Below are 16,420 nucleotides of genomic sequence, written 5' to 3'. Positions count from 1 at the left end.
GAAAGTGTGAAAGTGTTGTCGCGGGTAAACGCGTTAAAACCCCTGAGGATTAGATCTTCCAATGGCCAGCGCTTTTGGCCAACCGCTGGCGCATCTCATCCACATTCGCCGCCAATTGCACGGTCAACAACCGATACCCATCCAATGCACTGTAGACCGGCGCATCCAATGTCGGCTCGCTGGCAACGGCTTGGCTAGGCCGCTCCAACCGGGGTGTCACGCCAGACCTCAGCGCTCGCGCCATCCCCACCAATTGCACCCGAATCTGCCGGTGCTCGGCTTTCAACATCACCTGCATCCGCGCCATTGCCTGTTCGTCGCGAGGGTCCGGCCGGGTGTTGCCAAGAATCTCCAGGGTGCTGATGCACATGCGCAAATGCCGCTGGATCGTGTCCAGTTCGGTCATGGAGATCCGCACCTCCTTGGACACCGAGGGCATCAGCGAACGCAATTGCAGCATCGCCGTATTCACGCGGCTGAGCAGTTTGAGGTGTTCGTCGTCGGTGACCGATTGGCCGCTGATGATGCGGCTATAAATCGCGGCACAGTCGCGCAAGGCGCTGGCCAGGTTGTAGCGCCAGGAGTACACGGCATACAGCGGCAGAGCGAAGGAAAACGCCAGGGCCAACGCAATACCGATCAGGATGTCGACCGTGCGCCACAACCCGTCCGACAGCGGATTGTCGCCATGCCCGGCGACGATAAACACGGTGATCGCCGACAACAACGCGGTGTACCCGCCCTTGCCGATGGCGTGATAGGAGAAGAACCCGCACACCACCGACATTAACAGGTAGGTCAGCAGCGGCTGCCCCACATACGCCTCCTGCACCACCAGCAGCAAACCGACGCTGGCGCCGATCAGCGTACCGTAGGCGCGCTCCATGGCTTTCTTGCCGATATTGCCGTGGTGCTGCAGGCCGCCGATCACCACCAGCATGGTCACCGACGCCCACTCGCCGTGGGGCAGGTTGATGCCGGTGGTCAGCAGGATCGTCGCCAGCAAGCCGATGGACACGCGCACGGCGTGGATCAGCTTGGCGTGGCGATAGCGGCGGTAAGGGTCGAGCAGCGGGCGCAGTAAGCGCCGCGCAAACACAGGCAAATGCAGGTTAATCAACGGCAAGCCGTCCTCTAGAAAATGTAGTCAGTGGTCAAGAAGTTCGAGTCGCGGTTGCGCAGGATCTCGCTGAGCAGCGCCTTGTTATTGTCCTGGAACTTGGTCGCCACCAGGGTGCGGATCGAGAACACGCGCAAGGCGTCATGTACCGACAGCGTGCCTTCGGCCGAGTTCTTGCGGCCGTTGAAGGGGAACGCGTCCGGGCCACGCTGGCACTGTGCGTTGATATTGATGCGGCCGACCTGGTTGGCAAAGGCGTCCACCAGCCGTCCGATTTCGGCCGGGTCGGTGCCGAACAGGCTCAGTTGCTGGCCGAAATCCGAGTCCAGTACGTAATTGATCACTGTTTCCAGGTCACGGTAGGGCACGATCGGCACCACCGGGCCGAACTGTTCCTCGTGGTACACGCGCATCTGCGGGTTTACCGGGTACAGCACCGCCGGGTAGAAAAATGTACCGCGACTGACGCCGCCATTGGCATTCACCACGCGGGCGCCGTGTTGGGCCGCATCGGCCACCAGCGCGTTGAGGTAATCGACCTTGCCGGCTTCCGGCAGCGGCGTCAGTGCCACGCCGTCTTCCCACGGCATGCCGGGCTTCAATGTCGCCAACTTGGCGTTGAATTTCTGGATGAAGCTGTCGACCACGTCTTCATGCACAAACAGGATTTTCAACGCGGTGCAGCGCTGGCCGTTGAACGACAGTGAGCCGGTGACGGCTTCGCTGACGGCATTGTCCAGGTCGACCTGGGGCAGCACGATGCCTGGGTTCTTCGCGTCCAGGCCCAGCGCAGCACGCAGGCGGTGCGGACGTGGGTGCAGTTTTTTCAGGTCGCTGGCGGCCTTGTTGGTGCCGATGAACGCGAAAATATCGATCTTGCCGCTGGCCATCAGTGCGCTGACGGTTTCGCGGCCGCTGCCATAGATCACGTTGATCACCCCGGCCGGGAAGCTGTCGCGGAACGCTTCCAGCAGCGGGCGGATCAACAGCACGCCGAGCTTGGCCGGCTTGAATACCACGGTGTTGCCCATGATCAGCGCCGGGATCAGCGTGGTAAACGTCTCGTTCAACGGGTAGTTATAAGGCCCCATGCACAGCGCCACGCCCATCGGTACGCGGCGGATCTGGCCGAGCGTGTCCTGTTCCAGCTCGAAGCGGCTGCTGCGACGGTCGAGTTCCTTGAGGGCATTGATGGTGTCGGTGATGTAGTCGCAGGTGCGGTCGAACTCTTTCTGCGAGTCCTTGAGGTTTTTGCCGATTTCCCACATCAGCAGCTTGACCACCGCATCACGCTGTTCGCGCATGCGCCGCAAAAACGCTTCGACGTGCCGGATGCGGTCAACCACGCGCATTGTCGGCCATTCACCCTGGCCACGGTCATAGGCGCGCACGGCGGCGTCGAGGGCGGTGAGGGCGGTGTCGGCATCCAGCAGCGGCGTGCTGCCGATGTTCACGCGTTCGTCCCCCAGTTGCACCGGGCTGAGGACCTGGGCCAAGGGGCCGTTCCAGACCTGCAACTGGCCGTCGACCAGGTAATCACGCTGTTCGATGGGCGCGGCCAGGCGAAATTGCTCTGGAATATCGGCGGCACGGGTGGGAAACAGTTGGGCGAGCAGGTTATCGGTGGTCATGTTGCTACCCCTGGAATAGTTGCAAAACATGACTAGAGAGTCACCCAACAACGGGTTCTGTGGCAAGGCTTGCGCGCTTTCTTGTACGCACGGCGGCGCGTGGCGGGTAAACTGCGCGGCTTACTTGAAGGAGTTCACATGAGTCAGTACCAGCCGGGCATTCTTGCCGCACCGGTGCCTTTGCAGGCACGCCATCTGTTTTTTGCCGTGGACTCCCTGGCCGCTGTCCCTGCCGCGTTGGACGCACTGGTGCAGTGGGCGGATTCGGCGGCAGTGGTCGGCCTGGGTGAGCCGCTGGTCAACGCACTGGGCGCGCAGATTGAAGGGCTGCGCGCCTTTCCTGCCGTCAGCGGGCCGGGCGCGCATAACCCCTCCACCCAGCAGGCGTTGTGGGTGTGGCTGCATGGCGTGGATCGCGGTGAATTGCTCTTGCGTAGCCGTGCGCTCGAGAAAGCCCTGGCCCCGGCGTTCCGCCTGGTGCAGTCGACCGAAGGCTTCCGCTACAAGAGCGGTTTTGACCTGACCGATTACGAAGACGGCACCGAAAACCCCCACGACGATGCCGCCGTCGAAGCCGCACTGACCGACAGCGGCGCCAGCTTCGCCGCGATCCAGCAATGGCAGCACGACCTCGATGGTTTCGCCGCGTTGCCTGCCCAGGAACGCGACCACATCATCGGTCGCCGCCATGGCGACAACGAAGAACTGGAAGATGCGCCCGAATCCGCCCACACCAAACGCACCGCCCAGGAAAGCTTCACCCCGGAAGCGTTTGTGGTCCGCCGCTCGATGCCGTGGGCGGAAAACGGCCAGGCCGGCTTGATGTTCCTCGCGTTCGGGCATTCCTTCGATGCGTTTGAAGCACAACTGCGCCGCATGAGTGGGTTGGAAGACGGTATCGTCGACGGCCTGTACCGCATCAGCACACCGTTGACCGGCGGCTATTACTGGTGCCCGCCGCTCAAGGACGGGCGCCTGGACCTCAGCACCGTGTTGATGTAATCACGCCTCAGGCCTGGCACTTGCCTGCGTCGGCGATTCTGTCGGTCGCGGGCTGGCACTGGCTGTACCTGATCAATGTGCCGCTGGGGTTGCTGGCGCCGATGTTGGGCCTACGCACATTGCCGGTCATTTCCATGGCTGCGCATACCTTCGATCGCCTTGCAGGTCCCTGGCCAGCGGCCTGCGGTTGTTGCCTTATGACAAAAAGGTTTAATGGATCGTTGTAAAAAGCCATTCGAGAAGGCTACGGTGGCGACCTGAATATTTCGGGATGTTTCAGATTTATGTCAAGCCAGGCCCAACGCACTGCCGACATTACCTCCCGCCGCGCCGCGCTGACCTTGGCTTTATGCCTACCCAGTGATGTGTTGCTTTATCTGCTGCTGCCTATGGAATCCCAGGCGTTCGGTATCACGTTGGCCCAGGCCGGGGTGCTGCTGGCGGCCAACCGACTGGTGCGGATTTTCGGTTACCGGCATGTGCTTAATTTCTATGCCCGCCACGGCGATCGTCTGACCTGCATGATCGCCGCCGGTGCCGCGATGCTGTGTGCCCTGGGTAACTCGATGCTGTCGGGCTTCGCTGCATTGTTGGGGTTGCGGCTGGTCTGGGGCCTGTGTTTTGCGGCGTTGAACCTGTCGACCCAAGTGCTGGCGACCGCCGAGCCGACGGGCGCCGCGCGCCGGGCGGGGCGCTCGCGGGCATTGATCGCCCTCGGGCCGATGCTTGCATTGCCACTCGGGGGCTGGCTGACCTTATCGGTCGGGCCGCGTCCGATCTTTCTGATTCTCGCCGCGTGCTGCCTGCTGGGCTTGTGGATGGCGCGGGGGTTGCCTACTGTCGGCCACGATTTGCACAGCAGTCCGGGGCGCCGTTTCAAGTGGCCCGACAGTGTCGCGCTGTGGTCGTTTATCGAAGGTGTGGCGCTGGATGGGCTGTTTATCTTTGGCCTGTCGATCCAGGCACAGAAACTCCTCGGTGGCGACGCAGTGTTGATCGCCGGTGGCTTGATGGCTTTGCGTTATGTCTCGGAAATGCTCCTGAGCCCGTTGGGCGGTCGCGCGGCGCAACGCTTCGGTGCGACGTCGATGCTGTTGCTGTTTTCATTCCTGAGCGCGTTGGCCCTGGCGGCTTTCGGCAGTTATTGGGTGATCGTCGGCGCGGCTGCAGTGCTGGTGTTGCGGGCGTTGCAATTGCCCCTGGTGACGACCTTGGTGGCCGAGCGCAACCCCGGTTCGATGCGCGTGTCGGCATTGGCCTCCAACGCGGTGTGGCGCGATATCGGCGCCGGCCTCGGGCCGCTGCTGGCGGGGCTGTTGCTGCCGGTCGCCGCAGCTCCTTGGGTGTTTGGCCTGGCGGGCGCAGCGATAGCCGTCAGCGCCGTGTTTTGCTGGCGGGCAAAGCGTTCCAACTGACAATGAGAGGTAGAGTGTGAGCCGACAAGAAGACTTCGTGCGCGTGCTGGATGACGCCTACCGACACTGGACCGGCCAGGGCTTGCCGGCCCCCGAGCATCTGGACGCACAGCAACGCCTGAGCTGGCTGCACGCTGATGCGCCCTACAGCCTGCTGGCCCATGACGGCGCGGCGGACCCGCGGTTTACCTACGCCAATGCGTGCGCCCTGCAGTGCTTCAAATACCCGCGCGAGACCTTCATCGGCATGCCGTCACGCTTCAGTGCGTCGGAACTTGACCGCGCCGCGCGCCAGGTATTGCTGGAGCACGTCAGCGCCAACGGCATCGCCGATGGCTACAGCGGCTGGCGGGTGGATGCGCATCAGCAGCCGTTCATGATCCATGCCGGTGTGGTGTGGACGTTGCTCGATGCCGCCGGCCTGCCGTGTGGGCAGGCGGCGCTGTTCTGGCCGGATGCGCAGCGCATTGGGGTGTTGGCTTAAGCGCCTTTGAAACTGACCAGCCAGGACGGGTCGAAACGGGTTTGCTCGGTATCGAGCCCCAACGCTTGCATCTTCGCCTTATGTGCCTCGATCTCGCCGACCAACTGCGCCTGGGCGCTGGAGTTGGCGTCCAGCTCATGCATCTGCGTCAACCCTAGGTGATAGAAACGCAGGACCTTGAGCGCCATCGGGTCATTGGCCTGCACGCGGTCGGTGACCTTGTGCATCACGTTGGTCACGCGCATCAGGTTGCGCTTGAGCTGCCAGCCATACACCGCCGGCGCCAGCCATGGCTGGGTCCAGAACGGGCCGCGTACCAGGGCGAGGGTGATCAACACCCCGGCAAACACCCCACCCACGTTGTAGCGAAAGTTGTCGCCGCCAGCTTCGCCGAACAGCATCACCGCCAGGCTCGACAACAGCATCGCCAGGGACACGAACAACACAGCCACGATTAACGTACTGCGGCGGGTCTGCTGGCGGTAGGTGATGGGGTCGCAGGGTTTGAGCTCGAACATCCGGGGGGAATCTCCTTGGCGTTTGTAGGGGATAGAGCAGGGCGGCATCTTCTCATGCTTGACGACGCGGTGTGCGCTAAACAAGTTGAACGATGGCTGATGCGGCGTTCTCTAAATCGGTGTAGGCCACAATCCCCATGGGGTCTAACGCCTTTTTAACCAGACAGAAACACGCAATCCGCTCTGCTTCACTTCATCTGAAAAGCTCAATTGGATGCGTGCTCCGGTACGATCCGCGATCGCCATGACGATGGATAAACCCAGCCCGGAACCCGTTTCGTCGGTACCCAGGCTGCGGTAAAACGGGTCGAATACTAGAAGTTGTTCCGCAACGCTGATGCCCGGCCCCGAATCCTTGATTTCGATATTGACTGTCCCCCGATCCAATCCGACCTTAAGGTCGACACGGCCACCAGAAGGGGTATAGCGAATGGCGTTGTCGACCAGGTTCTTGAGGAGGATGAACAGGTCCATCTCGTTGATGATGATCTGAACATCCATGAGACTTTCAACACCGATATCAATGTTCTTGTGCTCTGCCAACGGCAGCAAGTCCTCCAGCACCCGGCGAAAAACGGCATGTATGGATACCGATGCTTGTGGTCGCTCGGTAATCGATTGTGCGGCTGCCAAGGCCAGCAGTTGTTCGATCAGTTTTCTGCTGCGCTCGATCCCCTGAGCCAATGGCAAAAAGCGTTCTGCGGCGTCGGCTGACATTTGCGTAGCCTTCAATCGCTCCGCTTGGAGTGACAGCGCCGTCATTGGCGATCGTAATTCGTGGGCTGCGTCGGCAATGAAACGCCGTTGTGCTTCCATGGCCTGCTCGACGCGCTTGAGCAATCGATTGATCGCCACAACGAAAGGCCGGATCTCCGTCGGCAGGTGACTCTCGTTGATAGGATGCAACGCCTGTTTATCGCGCTGATCGATTTCTGCCGAAAGCGTCGCGATCGGACGGAACAGCTTGCGCACCAAGTCGCCCACCACCACCAGCAGCACCGGAAAGAGAATGAGGAAGGGCAAAAGACTGCGCCATGCGCTTTCGCGTGCTTCCTTGTCGCGCACGTCTGCTTCTTGGGCTACCGCGATACGTCGGCCTTCAGCAGTGGTTCTGACCAGTACCCGAAACTGTTCGCCCGCGATGGTCAACGTCGATAAACCATCGGCCAGCGTTGTGGGAAAGGGCAGGGGTATGACGGCGTCGTTATTGCCGCTCGCTTTCTCGCTGTCGGCCAGGTATTGCACGATGACCTTGGCGTCGTCGTCGTCGCTGACGATCGGGTCTGCGCTGGGATACTGCAGCGTCATGTGCTGTCGATCAAACAATGCCGCTACTTGACGTAGGACGTCGTCCTGCATTTCGTGCGCCTCATCGAAGGCGGAGACAAACGCGAATGCACCGGCCAGGACGGCGACGATCAGGATGGCGAGTGACAGCGTTATAGAGAGCCTTAACTGTACCGAGTCCCTCAAGCGCCTTTTGAAACCATCCATCCCATACCCCTGACGTTTTTAATGACGTGGCTGCCCAGCTTGCGTCTCAATGAATGGATCAGAAACTCTACTGCGTTGCTTTCCACTTCATTGCCCCAGCCGTAAATACGGTCCTCGAGTTCGCTGCGAGACAGAATGGCGCCAGGCCTTATCAAAAGTGCCTGCAATAGCGCGAATTCTCGACTGGAGAGTTGCACGTCGGTGGTTTCGGCGGTGGTTGCTTGCTTAGAGACGAGATTTAACGACACCGTTCCGTTATTCAGTACCGATTGAGCATTACCGCCCCGGCGGCGCAATACCGCGCGCATGCGCGCCAACAACTCGGCCATCGGGAACGGTTTGAGCAAGAAGTCATCAGCGCCGCCATCGAGGCCACGCAAGCGATCGTCGAGGTCATCCCGTGCGGTGATAATGATCAATGGAACGGGGTTGTTACGCGCACGAATGGCGTCCAGCACATCAAGCCCGTCTTTGCCGGGAAGACCCAGGTCGAGCAGCACCAGATCATAGGTCTGGGTGTCCAGAGCCGCCAAGGCGGTGAGGCCGTTTTTCACCCAGTCGGTGGCGTAGCTCGCATCGTTGAGCGCACCCTCGATGGCATCACCAATCATCAGGTCATTTTCGACCAGTAAAGTCCGCATGCACGCTCCGGCAGAAAAAGGCGCGACGCTCACAACCATCGCCGCTGTATTGAAGCACTTGAACCGGTGTTTGTCCGCCACCGGTTCCGTGCATGCTCACGGTTTGCCTTTCATGGAATCGAAGGTTTTGAGCAGATCACCCATTGCCGCCGTGCATTCGTTTTGCTTCGCAGGATTGCTTCGCAGCGCATCGAGTGCATGGTCTATTGCTTTGTCGAGTACATGCCAGTCGCTGGCCGCACGCGGTTTGATGCCTGCTTCGGCGGAGTCCCAGGCGGTTTCCAGATCCTTGATGCGGGCCTTGGCACCGGGCAGGTCGTTCTTCTCGACGAGCGCGGCAACGTCGACGGCGATTGCCCGGAACTCGCTCAGGTCACCCAGTTTTGAGCCTGCCTGAGCAGGCACGCTGACAGACGTGGTGGGTGCGCCGGTGCCGGGTTTGTCGGCGGGTTTCGAGCAGCCGGCCATGCTGCCGAGCAGCACCAGAGACGAGATGATCGCTACGTGGCGAAGAGCTGTTTGGAACGAGCGCATGTTGATTCCTTTGAGAGATGTCTGAACGGTTATTGAGTGACGGTTTTACGATTGCCGAGGCTGATTTGCGCGACGGCCACCAACAGCACGATGACCGTCAGGAAGATGGCGCTGGTCCAGGCCGCGCCCATACCCAAACCACCATAGGTCTTGGCTTGGGTCAGCAAGTCACCGAGGGAAGCTCCGAACGGGCGGGTCAGGATGTAGGCGATCCAGAACGTCAGCACTGCATTGGCCCTTAGGCGCCAGGCCAGCAGCGTCGCGCCAATCAGTGCGCCGAAAATCACGCTGCCGACGGTGAAACCCAACCCCAGCGCTTCAGTGGCCAGGTCCCCGGCGGCGGTGCCTAGGGCAAAGGTGCAGAGTACGGTGGTCCAGTAAAAAAACTCGCGCCGTGGGGTGTCGATGTCGCGGATCGACAGGCTGTGCTCCACGCGGTACCAGAGCAGGAAATTGATCGCCAACAGGACCGAGAAGACCGCCGTGCTGACGTACAGACTGATGTCGAGCATGTCGGTCATGATGTCAGTGATCTGCGTGCCAACGACGCTCACCAGCACCACGGTCAACCAGTAGATCCAAGGCGAATAAGCTGTTTTACGCATCTGAAAAAATACTGCGCCCGCCAGTAACAGCGCCATGCCAATGCTGGTCCAGCCCGCGCCGAAACCTGCATCTACTGCCAGGAAGTCAGCGCCGGTTTCACCCACGGTCGTCGACAGAATCTTGATGACCCAGAAAGACAGTGTCACTTCGGGCACTTTATTGAGCCATCCGGCTTTTATGTGATTCATGTGCGAGTAGCCTCTGCTGATCTGCGCTGAACTTGCGTAGAGGGGAAGATACGCAGAGACACTTAGCTGAGACTGAGGGGCTGTGGTTGAAGTCGGGACACAAAGCACTACATGAGTATGAAAGCCGTAATAAAAAGCGCCGACATCGCTGTCAGCGCTTAGACGTTGCAATGGCTTGCGATGTGTTTTTGCAGCGCAAGGTGTCGGTGTTCGAAAGCCTCCGCCTGCTAGACCTCCTGTACCTATCCACAAAACTATGTGCCATTAGGGTACAGGTCGCATTGAAGGGGCTTTTGCTTATTTGGGCGGTGTCCAGGTGACGTCGCTGATGCCGTACTTCTCGGCCCAGGGCCGGGTGGTTTTTTTCACTTGTTCATGGCCGACCCGACCAATGCGGCTGACGTGCGCAATATCGGCATCAACCGCTGCCCAGTGCCAGGCCTCGGCGTTATTCATCACTTCGGCACGCACTACGAAGGACTTCGGTTGACCGTGCAGTTGGTAGGTAATGGTGTAGATTTTTGCGGTAATCATGTTGCCTCCCTGTCTTGTTATAGATGGATAGGAAAGCGTTCAAAAAGGTTCATTCAAAATGACAAATTACTGCGCCGGGCGTCATAGTGAGGCCTTCGCCACGCGCCCAAGGATCGCGTTATGTCCCGCCTGACCCATAGCCAGCTGTACCTGCAACGCCTGGGCTACGATGCACCGCCGCCGCCGACCCTGCAAACCTTGCAAGACCTGCAATTGCGGCATGTGTGTACGTTCGCCTTTGAAAGCCTGTCGACCCTGCTGCACTTGCCAGTGCCGATCGACCTGCCCAGTGTCGAGCAAAAAGTGTTGCTCGATGGCCGTGGTGGGTATTGCTATGAACTGAATCAACTGTTCCTGGAACTGCTGCAAGAACTGGGCTTCGACGCACGCGGTATCACCGGACGGGTTGTGATGGGCGGGCCGCCGGACGCACACACCGCGCGCACCCATCGCCTGAGTCTGGTGACGGTGGACGGTGTGCGCTATATCTGCGACGTCGGCTTTGGCGGCATGGTGGCGAGCAGCCCGTTACGCCTGGACAGCGAAGCGATCCAGGCGACTGCCCACGAACCCTATCGCCTGACCTGCAAGCAAGGCAGCTACACCTTGTGGGCCCAGGTCGGCGGGGAGTGGCGTGGCTTATATGTGTTCGACCTGCTGGTGCAGGCAGACATCGACTATGAAATCGGCAACTGGTATGTCTCCACGCATGCGGGTTCGCCGTTTCTCGGTCAGTTGAAAGTGGCGCTGTTAGCGCCGGGTAAGCGTCATACCTTGAACAACGGCCACTACGCGGTGCACTCCCTGGAAGGTCCCAGCGAAAAACGTGCGATAGCGAGTGCCGATGAACTGCTTGATTTGCTGCGCGGCACCTTTGGCCTTCGCCTGCCGGTGCATCAGCGACTTCGCGAAACGCTCGATGGTTTAGTGTTGGCCGATCTTTAGAATCTTTGAGATAGCGTGTTCTCTGCCCCATAAATGCAAAAACGGCACCCAAAGGTGCCGTTTTTGTTTACCACATACCGCTAAGCGATCAAACGCCCAGTACCGCGTGCTGCACCAGCGTGAGCAACGGTTGTGGGTACACGCCGAGGAAGAAGGCGAGCAGGGCGATAGCCAGCAGCATCACGCCGCCGGCTTTCTGTTCCCAGTGCAGCTCAGCATCCACACGGCGCAGGTTTGGCTCGATCAGGAACAGGGTGACCATCACGCGCAGGTAGTAGAACACGCCGATGGCGCTACCCAAGATGAGTGAGGCAACCAGCCACCATTGATGCGCTTCAACCCCGGTCGCGATGATGTAGAACTTGCCGATAAAGCCCGCAGTGAGCGGGATACCAGCCAGGGACAGCATCATCAGGGTCAACACGGCGGTCAGGTACGGACGGCGCCAGAACAGGCCGCGATACTCGTACAGGGCGTCGGCGTCACGGCCTTTGTAAGGCGAGGACATCAGGGTGATGACCCCGAAGGCGCCGAGGCTGGTGATCACGTAGGTGACCAGGTACACGCCGATCGCTTCCAGGGCCAGACCTTTGCTCGCCACCAGGGCGATCAGCAGGTAGCCGAAGTGGGCGATGGACGAGTAGCCCAGCAGACGCTTGAGGTTGTTCTGGGTTAGCGCCAGCAGGTTACCGAACAGGATCGATGCAACGGCGATCACGCTCAGTACGTCGCTCAACACGCCGGTATTGGCCGCCGGGGAGATCTGGAACAGACGCACCACCACCGCAAACACCGCCACTTTCGTCGCCGTGGCCAGGAACGCAGCCACCGGCGCCGGAGCGCCTTCGTACACGTCCGGCGTCCACAGGTGGAAAGGCACCAGCGACAGTTTGAAGGCCAGACCGATCAGCATCATCGCCAGGCCCAGTTGGGCGATCGGCGCAGGCATGCTAGTGGCCGCCAGGGCGTGGCCGATACCGGTGAAGCTCAGGCTGCCGGCTTCGGCGTAGAGCAGGGCCATACCAAACAACAGGAACGCGGAACCGGCGGCCGACAGCACCATGTACTTGATGCCGGCTTCCAGGGAACGCTTGTTGAAGAAGGCGTAGGCCACCAGGCCGTAGGTCGGGATCGACAGCAGTTCCAGGCCGATGAACAAGCCCGCCAGGTGCTGCGCGCTGACCAGCACGATACCGCCGGCTGCAGCCAGCAGGATCAGCAGGTACAGCTCTTCGCGGTTGCCCGGGTAGCCGGTGCCGCCCTCGCCGAGGTAGGCGTGGGCGAGGGTGACGCAGGCCAGGGTGGCGACGAGGATCAACGCGATATACAGCAGCGCGAAGTCATCGATCATCATCAGCGGGGTCACCGCCAGGGGTGCGACCTTGAGTGCCGGGATGATCGACAGCAAAGCCAGGTTCAAACCCGCGCAGGACAGCAGGAAGGTTTGCGCGTGATTGCGACGCCAGGCGATCGCCAGCATCACCACCACAATGGTGAGACTGGTGATCAGCAGCGGCGCAAGCGCGATAAAGTGTTGGATCGTGAATTCCATAGCGCTCTTACCGGGCCGAAGCGAGTTGAGAGAAGGCGGTGCCGAACCACTGCTGCACGCCATGCATCGTTGCGGCAGAAGTGTCCAGGAACGGTTGTGGGTACACGCCGATGTAGATCAGCAGGACCGCCAGACCGAGCACCATGATCAGTTCGCGAGTATCCATCCCGTGCAGGACGGTGTCGGATTTGGCCGCACCGAAGTACGCACGGTGGATCATGATCAGCGAGTAAACCGAACCGAATACCAGGCCGGAAGTGGCGATGGCGCTGATCCACGGCGTTTGTGCGAAGGTACCCATCAGGATCAGGAACTCGCCGATGAAGTTACCGGTGCCCGGCAAGCCCAGGGACGCGGCGGCAAAGAACAGGCTGATCGCCGGTAGGTAGGCGATGCGCGACCACACGCCACCCATCTCACGCATGTCACGGGTGTGCAGGCGTTCGTACAACTGGCCGCTGAGGATAAACAGCGCGGCGGCCGAAATACCGTGGGCCAACATCTGGATCACGGCGCCTTGCAATGCCAGTTGGCTGCCGGAGTAGATGCCGATCAGTACGAAACCCATGTGGGAAACGGACGAGAAGGCAATCAGGCGCTTGATGTCGGTTTGCGCGAAGGCCAGGAACGCACCGTAGAAGATCCCGATCAGACCCAGGGTCATGGCGATCGGCGCAAACTCGGCCGAGGCATTCGGGAACAACGGCAGCGCGAAACGCAGCAGGCCGTAGGCCGCCGTCTTCAACAGGATACCGGCCAGGTCCACGGAACCGGCGGTCGGCGCCTGGGCGTGAGCATCCGGCAGCCAGGAGTGGAACGGCACCACCGGCAGCTTCACCGCGAAGGCGATGAAGAAGCCCAGCATCAGGATGTACTCGGTGGTCAGGGACATCTTGGTTTTCAACAGGTCGGCGTAGTTGAAGGTAATCACGCCAGTGCTGTTGAAGTTGACCAATACCAGACCCAGGATCGCCACCAACATGATCAGGCCGGAAGCCTGGGTGAAGATGAAGAACTTGGTCGCCGCGTAGATCCGGGTTTTCTTGCCGTCCGAAGAACTATGGCCCCAGAGCGCGATGAGGAAGTACATCGGCACCAGCATCATTTCCCAGAAGAAGAAGAACATGAACAGGTCGAGGGCGAGGAACACGCCGACCACGCCGCCCAGGATCCACATCAGGTTCAGGTGGAAGAAGCCCACGTGACGCTGAATCTCTTTCCAGGAGCAGAGTACCGAGAGGACACCCAGCAGGCCGGTCAGCAGGATCATCAGCAACGACAGGCCGTCGAGGGCCAGGTGTACGTTGATGCCGAAGCGCTGAATCCAGACGTGCTTGAACTCGAGCGCCCAGGTCGGATCGGCGCCAGGCGCCGGAGCAAATGAATAGTCGCCATGGGCCCACAGCCAGAGGCCGAGAGCGAGTTCCAGGGACATGGTCAGCAACGCAATCCAGCGGGGGAGGGTGGCGCCGAAGCGTTCACCCATCCAGCAGAGCAGGCCGCCGATAAAGGGGATCAGGATTAGCCAGGGCAGAATCATGACGGGCTCGTTTCCTTTCGCAAGTTCGCAAAGTTCGCAATGTACTTAGACATGGTCAGACCGCTACCACAACGATGGCGCCGATCACCAGAACGGCACCCGCCGCCATGGAAGCTGCATACCAACGCAATTGGCCAGTCTCGCTGCGGCTCAGGGCGGTGTGGCCAGCCTTGGCGGCGCGCGGGATCAAACCGATGGTCTGGTCGAGCGGGTCTTTGCGCAGTACGTGGCTGATCGCAAGGTAAGGCTTGACGAACAGTTTGTCGTAGATCCAATCGAAGCCCCAGGCGGCGAACCACCAGGCCGACAGGAAGCGACCAATGCCACTGTTGGCGACGGCGGTGACGAAACGACGCTTGCCGAGGAACAGCAGGGCTGCGAGCATGATACCGGCCACCGCGATGGCGCCTGAGGCGAGCTCCAGGCTGTGCTTGGCGTCGCCGCCGGCATGGCCGACGCTTTCCGGCAGTACACCGGCCAGTGGCGGAGTGATCAAGGCGCCGATGAAGGTCGACAGGATGATCAGCACCGACAGCGGCAGCCAATGGGAGATGCCGTGGCCTGCGTGTGCTTCGGTCTTGGCTTCACCGTGGAAGGCGATGAAGATCAGGCGGAAGGTGTACAGCGAGGTCATGAACGCACCCACCAGGCCGGCGTACAGCAGGCCTTGGTTACCGCTGGCAAAGGCTTCCCAGAGGATTTCGTCTTTCGAGTAGAAGCCGGCGGTCACCAATGGCAGGGCCGAGAGTGCGGCACCACCGACGATGAAGCTGGCGTAAGCCAGTGGCAATTTCTTCCACAGACCGCCCATCTTGAAGATGTTCTGCTCGTGGTGGCAGGCAACGATCACCGCACCGGAGGCCAGGAACAGCAGGGCCTTGAAGAAGGCGTGGGTCATCAGGTGGAAGATCGCCGCGTCCCAGGCACCGACGCCCAGAGCCAGGAACATGTAGCCGATCTGGCTCATGGTCGAGTAGGCGAGGATCCGCTTGATGTCGGTCTGTACCAGCGCGGCGAAGCCGGCCAGTACCAGGGTCGCGCCGCCGACCAGGCCCACCAGGTGCAGGATGTCCGGCGCCAGGGTGAACAGGCCGTGGGTACGGGCGATCAGGTAGACACCGGCGGTCACCATGGTGGCGGCGTGGATCAGTGCCGACACCGGGGTAGGACCGGCCATCGCATCCGCCAGCCAGGTTTGCAGCGGCAGTTGTGCGGATTTACCGACGGCGCCGCCCAGCAGCATCAGGGTCGCCAGGGTGATCCAGAAGTCACCGACCTGGAACTTCTGCGGTGCCAGCACCAGCAGTTCCTGGATGTTCAGCGTGCCCACCTGTTGGAACAGGATGAACAGGCCGATGGCCATGAACACGTCGCCGATCCGGGTGACGATAAAGGCCTTGAGTGCTGCGTTACCGTTGTTGCGGTTGCTGTAGTAGAAACCGATCAACAAGTACGAGCACAGGCCCACGCCTTCCCAGCCGAAGTACAGGAACAACAGGTTATCGCCCAGCACCAGGAACAGCATGCTGGCGATAAACAGGTTGGTGTACGCGAAGAAGCGCGAGTAACCGGCTTCACCGCGCATGTACCAGGACGCGAACAGGTGGATCAGGAAGCCTACACCCACCACCACGCCGAGCATGGTGATCGACAGGCCGTCGATGTAGAGGGCGAAGTTGGGCTTGAAGCCCTCCACCGACATCCACTGCCACAACACCAGGGTGTAGTGACCGCCTTCGGGCGGTGCGACGTTGAATTGCCAGATGACGTAGGCGGTGACAATCGCCGACAGGCCGATGGAGCCCACGCCGATCAGGGCCGAGAGGTTTTCCGACCAGCGTCCGCGAGAGAACGACAGCAGCAGGAAACCGATCAGGGGAAATACGAAAGTCAGAAAGATCATGTTCATCCGCGCATCTCACTGGCAGCGTCGATATCAAGCGTGTGGAAGCGACGATACAGTTGCAGCAGGATCGCCAGGCCGATACTGGCCTCGGCGGCTGCCAGGCTGATCACCAGGATGAACATGACTTGTCCATCCGGCTGGCCCCAACGGCTACCCGCAACAATGAACGCCAGTGCCGCAGCGTTCATCATGACTTCCAGGCTCATCAACACGAACAAAATGTTACGGCGAACCATCAGGCCTACCAGGCCAAGGCAGAACAGGATGCCGGCGACCGCCAGACCATGCTCCAAAGGGATAGCAGGCATCG

The 16,420-nt window shown here is 60.6% G+C and carries 16 protein-coding genes and 1 pseudogene; 5 read left to right on the top strand and 12 right to left on the bottom strand.

Features of this window, described 5'->3' with window-relative positions; translation table 11 throughout:
* Positions 1–49: 49 nt before the first annotated feature.
* Entirely contained in the window at positions 50–1,111 is a 1,062-nt protein-coding gene (locus tag ACS5Q8_RS18010) for an FUSC family protein (RefSeq protein WP_276197926.1), read from the bottom strand.
* 23 nt (positions 1,112–1,134) lie between these two features.
* On the bottom strand, positions 1,135–2,751 hold the full coding sequence (locus tag ACS5Q8_RS18005; protein ID WP_426100836.1) for an NADP-dependent glyceraldehyde-3-phosphate dehydrogenase: 1,617 nt from the start codon (positions 2,749–2,751) through the stop codon (positions 1,135–1,137).
* Positions 2,752–2,889: 138 nt separating this feature from the next.
* Here ACS5Q8_RS18005 and ACS5Q8_RS18000 point away from each other — a divergent pair, with 138 nt between their 5' ends.
* From ACS5Q8_RS18000 to ACS5Q8_RS17985, 4 genes and pseudogenes are all read left to right on the top strand, one after another.
* Positions 2,890–3,753: a Dyp-type peroxidase gene (locus ACS5Q8_RS18000; RefSeq protein ID WP_276197496.1), complete on the top strand. Its 864-nt coding sequence runs from the start codon at positions 2,890–2,892 to the stop codon at positions 3,751–3,753.
* Between the two features lie 26 nt (positions 3,754–3,779).
* Positions 3,780–3,917 (top strand): annotated as a pseudogene (locus ACS5Q8_RS17995) (MFS transporter); the annotation flags it as partial.
* 120 nt (positions 3,918–4,037) lie between these two features.
* The gene (locus ACS5Q8_RS17990; protein ID WP_276197497.1) at positions 4,038–5,168 is read left to right on the top strand and encodes an MFS transporter; all 1,131 of its coding nucleotides are present in this window, start codon (positions 4,038–4,040) and stop codon (positions 5,166–5,168) included.
* A gap of 16 nt (positions 5,169–5,184) precedes the next feature.
* A complete protein-coding gene (locus tag ACS5Q8_RS17985) occupies positions 5,185–5,652 on the top strand; it encodes an MEKHLA domain-containing protein (protein WP_276197498.1) in 468 nt (155 codons plus the stop codon).
* On the opposite strand, the gene ACS5Q8_RS17980 is transcribed toward ACS5Q8_RS17985, so the two are convergent.
* The 6 genes from ACS5Q8_RS17980 to ACS5Q8_RS17955 form a co-directional block, all read right to left on the bottom strand.
* Positions 5,649–6,170 carry a DUF3087 domain-containing protein gene (locus tag ACS5Q8_RS17980; protein ID WP_465159286.1) on the bottom strand — a complete coding sequence of 174 codons (522 nt, stop codon included), beginning with the start codon at positions 6,168–6,170 and terminating at the stop codon, positions 5,649–5,651. The two genes, ACS5Q8_RS17985 and ACS5Q8_RS17980, sit on opposite strands and share 4 nt — an antisense overlap.
* Before the next feature lie 144 nt (positions 6,171–6,314).
* Positions 6,315–7,664 carry an ATP-binding protein gene (locus ACS5Q8_RS17975; protein ID WP_443695614.1) on the bottom strand — a complete coding sequence of 450 codons (1,350 nt, stop codon included), beginning with the start codon at positions 7,662–7,664 and terminating at the stop codon, positions 6,315–6,317.
* Positions 7,640–8,305, bottom strand: a complete 666-nt coding sequence (locus tag ACS5Q8_RS17970; RefSeq protein WP_276197502.1) for a response regulator — start codon at positions 8,303–8,305, stop codon at positions 7,640–7,642. The genes ACS5Q8_RS17975 and ACS5Q8_RS17970 overlap by 25 nt, the downstream gene beginning before the upstream one ends.
* A gap of 96 nt (positions 8,306–8,401) precedes the next feature.
* Positions 8,402–8,839: a hypothetical protein gene (locus ACS5Q8_RS17965; protein ID WP_276197503.1), complete on the bottom strand. Its 438-nt coding sequence runs from the start codon at positions 8,837–8,839 to the stop codon at positions 8,402–8,404.
* 29 nt (positions 8,840–8,868) lie between these two features.
* Positions 8,869–9,633 (bottom strand): COG4705 family protein, encoded by a 765-nt coding sequence (locus ACS5Q8_RS17960; RefSeq protein WP_276197504.1) that lies wholly within the window; start codon positions 9,631–9,633, stop codon positions 8,869–8,871.
* A gap of 297 nt (positions 9,634–9,930) precedes the next feature.
* On the bottom strand, positions 9,931–10,167 hold the full coding sequence (locus ACS5Q8_RS17955; protein WP_276197505.1) for a DUF6555 family protein: 237 nt from the start codon (positions 10,165–10,167) through the stop codon (positions 9,931–9,933).
* Between the two features lie 120 nt (positions 10,168–10,287).
* Between ACS5Q8_RS17955 and ACS5Q8_RS17950 the strand changes: the two genes are divergently transcribed.
* Entirely contained in the window at positions 10,288–11,112 is an 825-nt protein-coding gene (locus ACS5Q8_RS17950) for an arylamine N-acetyltransferase family protein (protein ID WP_276197506.1), read from the top strand.
* Positions 11,113–11,200: 88 nt separating this feature from the next.
* Here the strand turns inward: ACS5Q8_RS17950 and nuoN are convergent, their stop codons facing one another.
* The 4 genes from nuoN to nuoK are packed head-to-tail and all read right to left on the bottom strand — an operon-like array spanning position 11,201 to position 16,418.
* The gene (nuoN, locus tag ACS5Q8_RS17945) at positions 11,201–12,664 is read right to left on the bottom strand and encodes an NADH-quinone oxidoreductase subunit NuoN (RefSeq protein ID WP_247396845.1); all 1,464 of its coding nucleotides are present in this window, start codon (positions 12,662–12,664) and stop codon (positions 11,201–11,203) included.
* A 7-nt stretch (positions 12,665–12,671) separates the two neighbouring features.
* The gene (gene nuoM, locus ACS5Q8_RS17940) at positions 12,672–14,204 is read right to left on the bottom strand and encodes an NADH-quinone oxidoreductase subunit M (protein ID WP_276197507.1); all 1,533 of its coding nucleotides are present in this window, start codon (positions 14,202–14,204) and stop codon (positions 12,672–12,674) included.
* Between the two features lie 55 nt (positions 14,205–14,259).
* Positions 14,260–16,113 carry an NADH-quinone oxidoreductase subunit L gene (nuoL, locus tag ACS5Q8_RS17935; RefSeq protein ID WP_276197508.1) on the bottom strand — a complete coding sequence of 618 codons (1,854 nt, stop codon included), beginning with the start codon at positions 16,111–16,113 and terminating at the stop codon, positions 14,260–14,262.
* Positions 16,110–16,418, bottom strand: coding sequence for an NADH-quinone oxidoreductase subunit NuoK (gene nuoK, locus ACS5Q8_RS17930; RefSeq protein ID WP_026140165.1), 309 nt, complete (start codon positions 16,416–16,418; stop codon positions 16,110–16,112). Before nuoK ends, nuoL begins: the two co-directional genes overlap by 4 nt.
* Positions 16,419–16,420: the final 2 nt, after the last annotated feature.

The organism is Pseudomonas sp. PAMC25584, from assembly GCF_058135675.1.
This window is presented reverse-complemented; position numbering and strand designations above follow the sequence as displayed.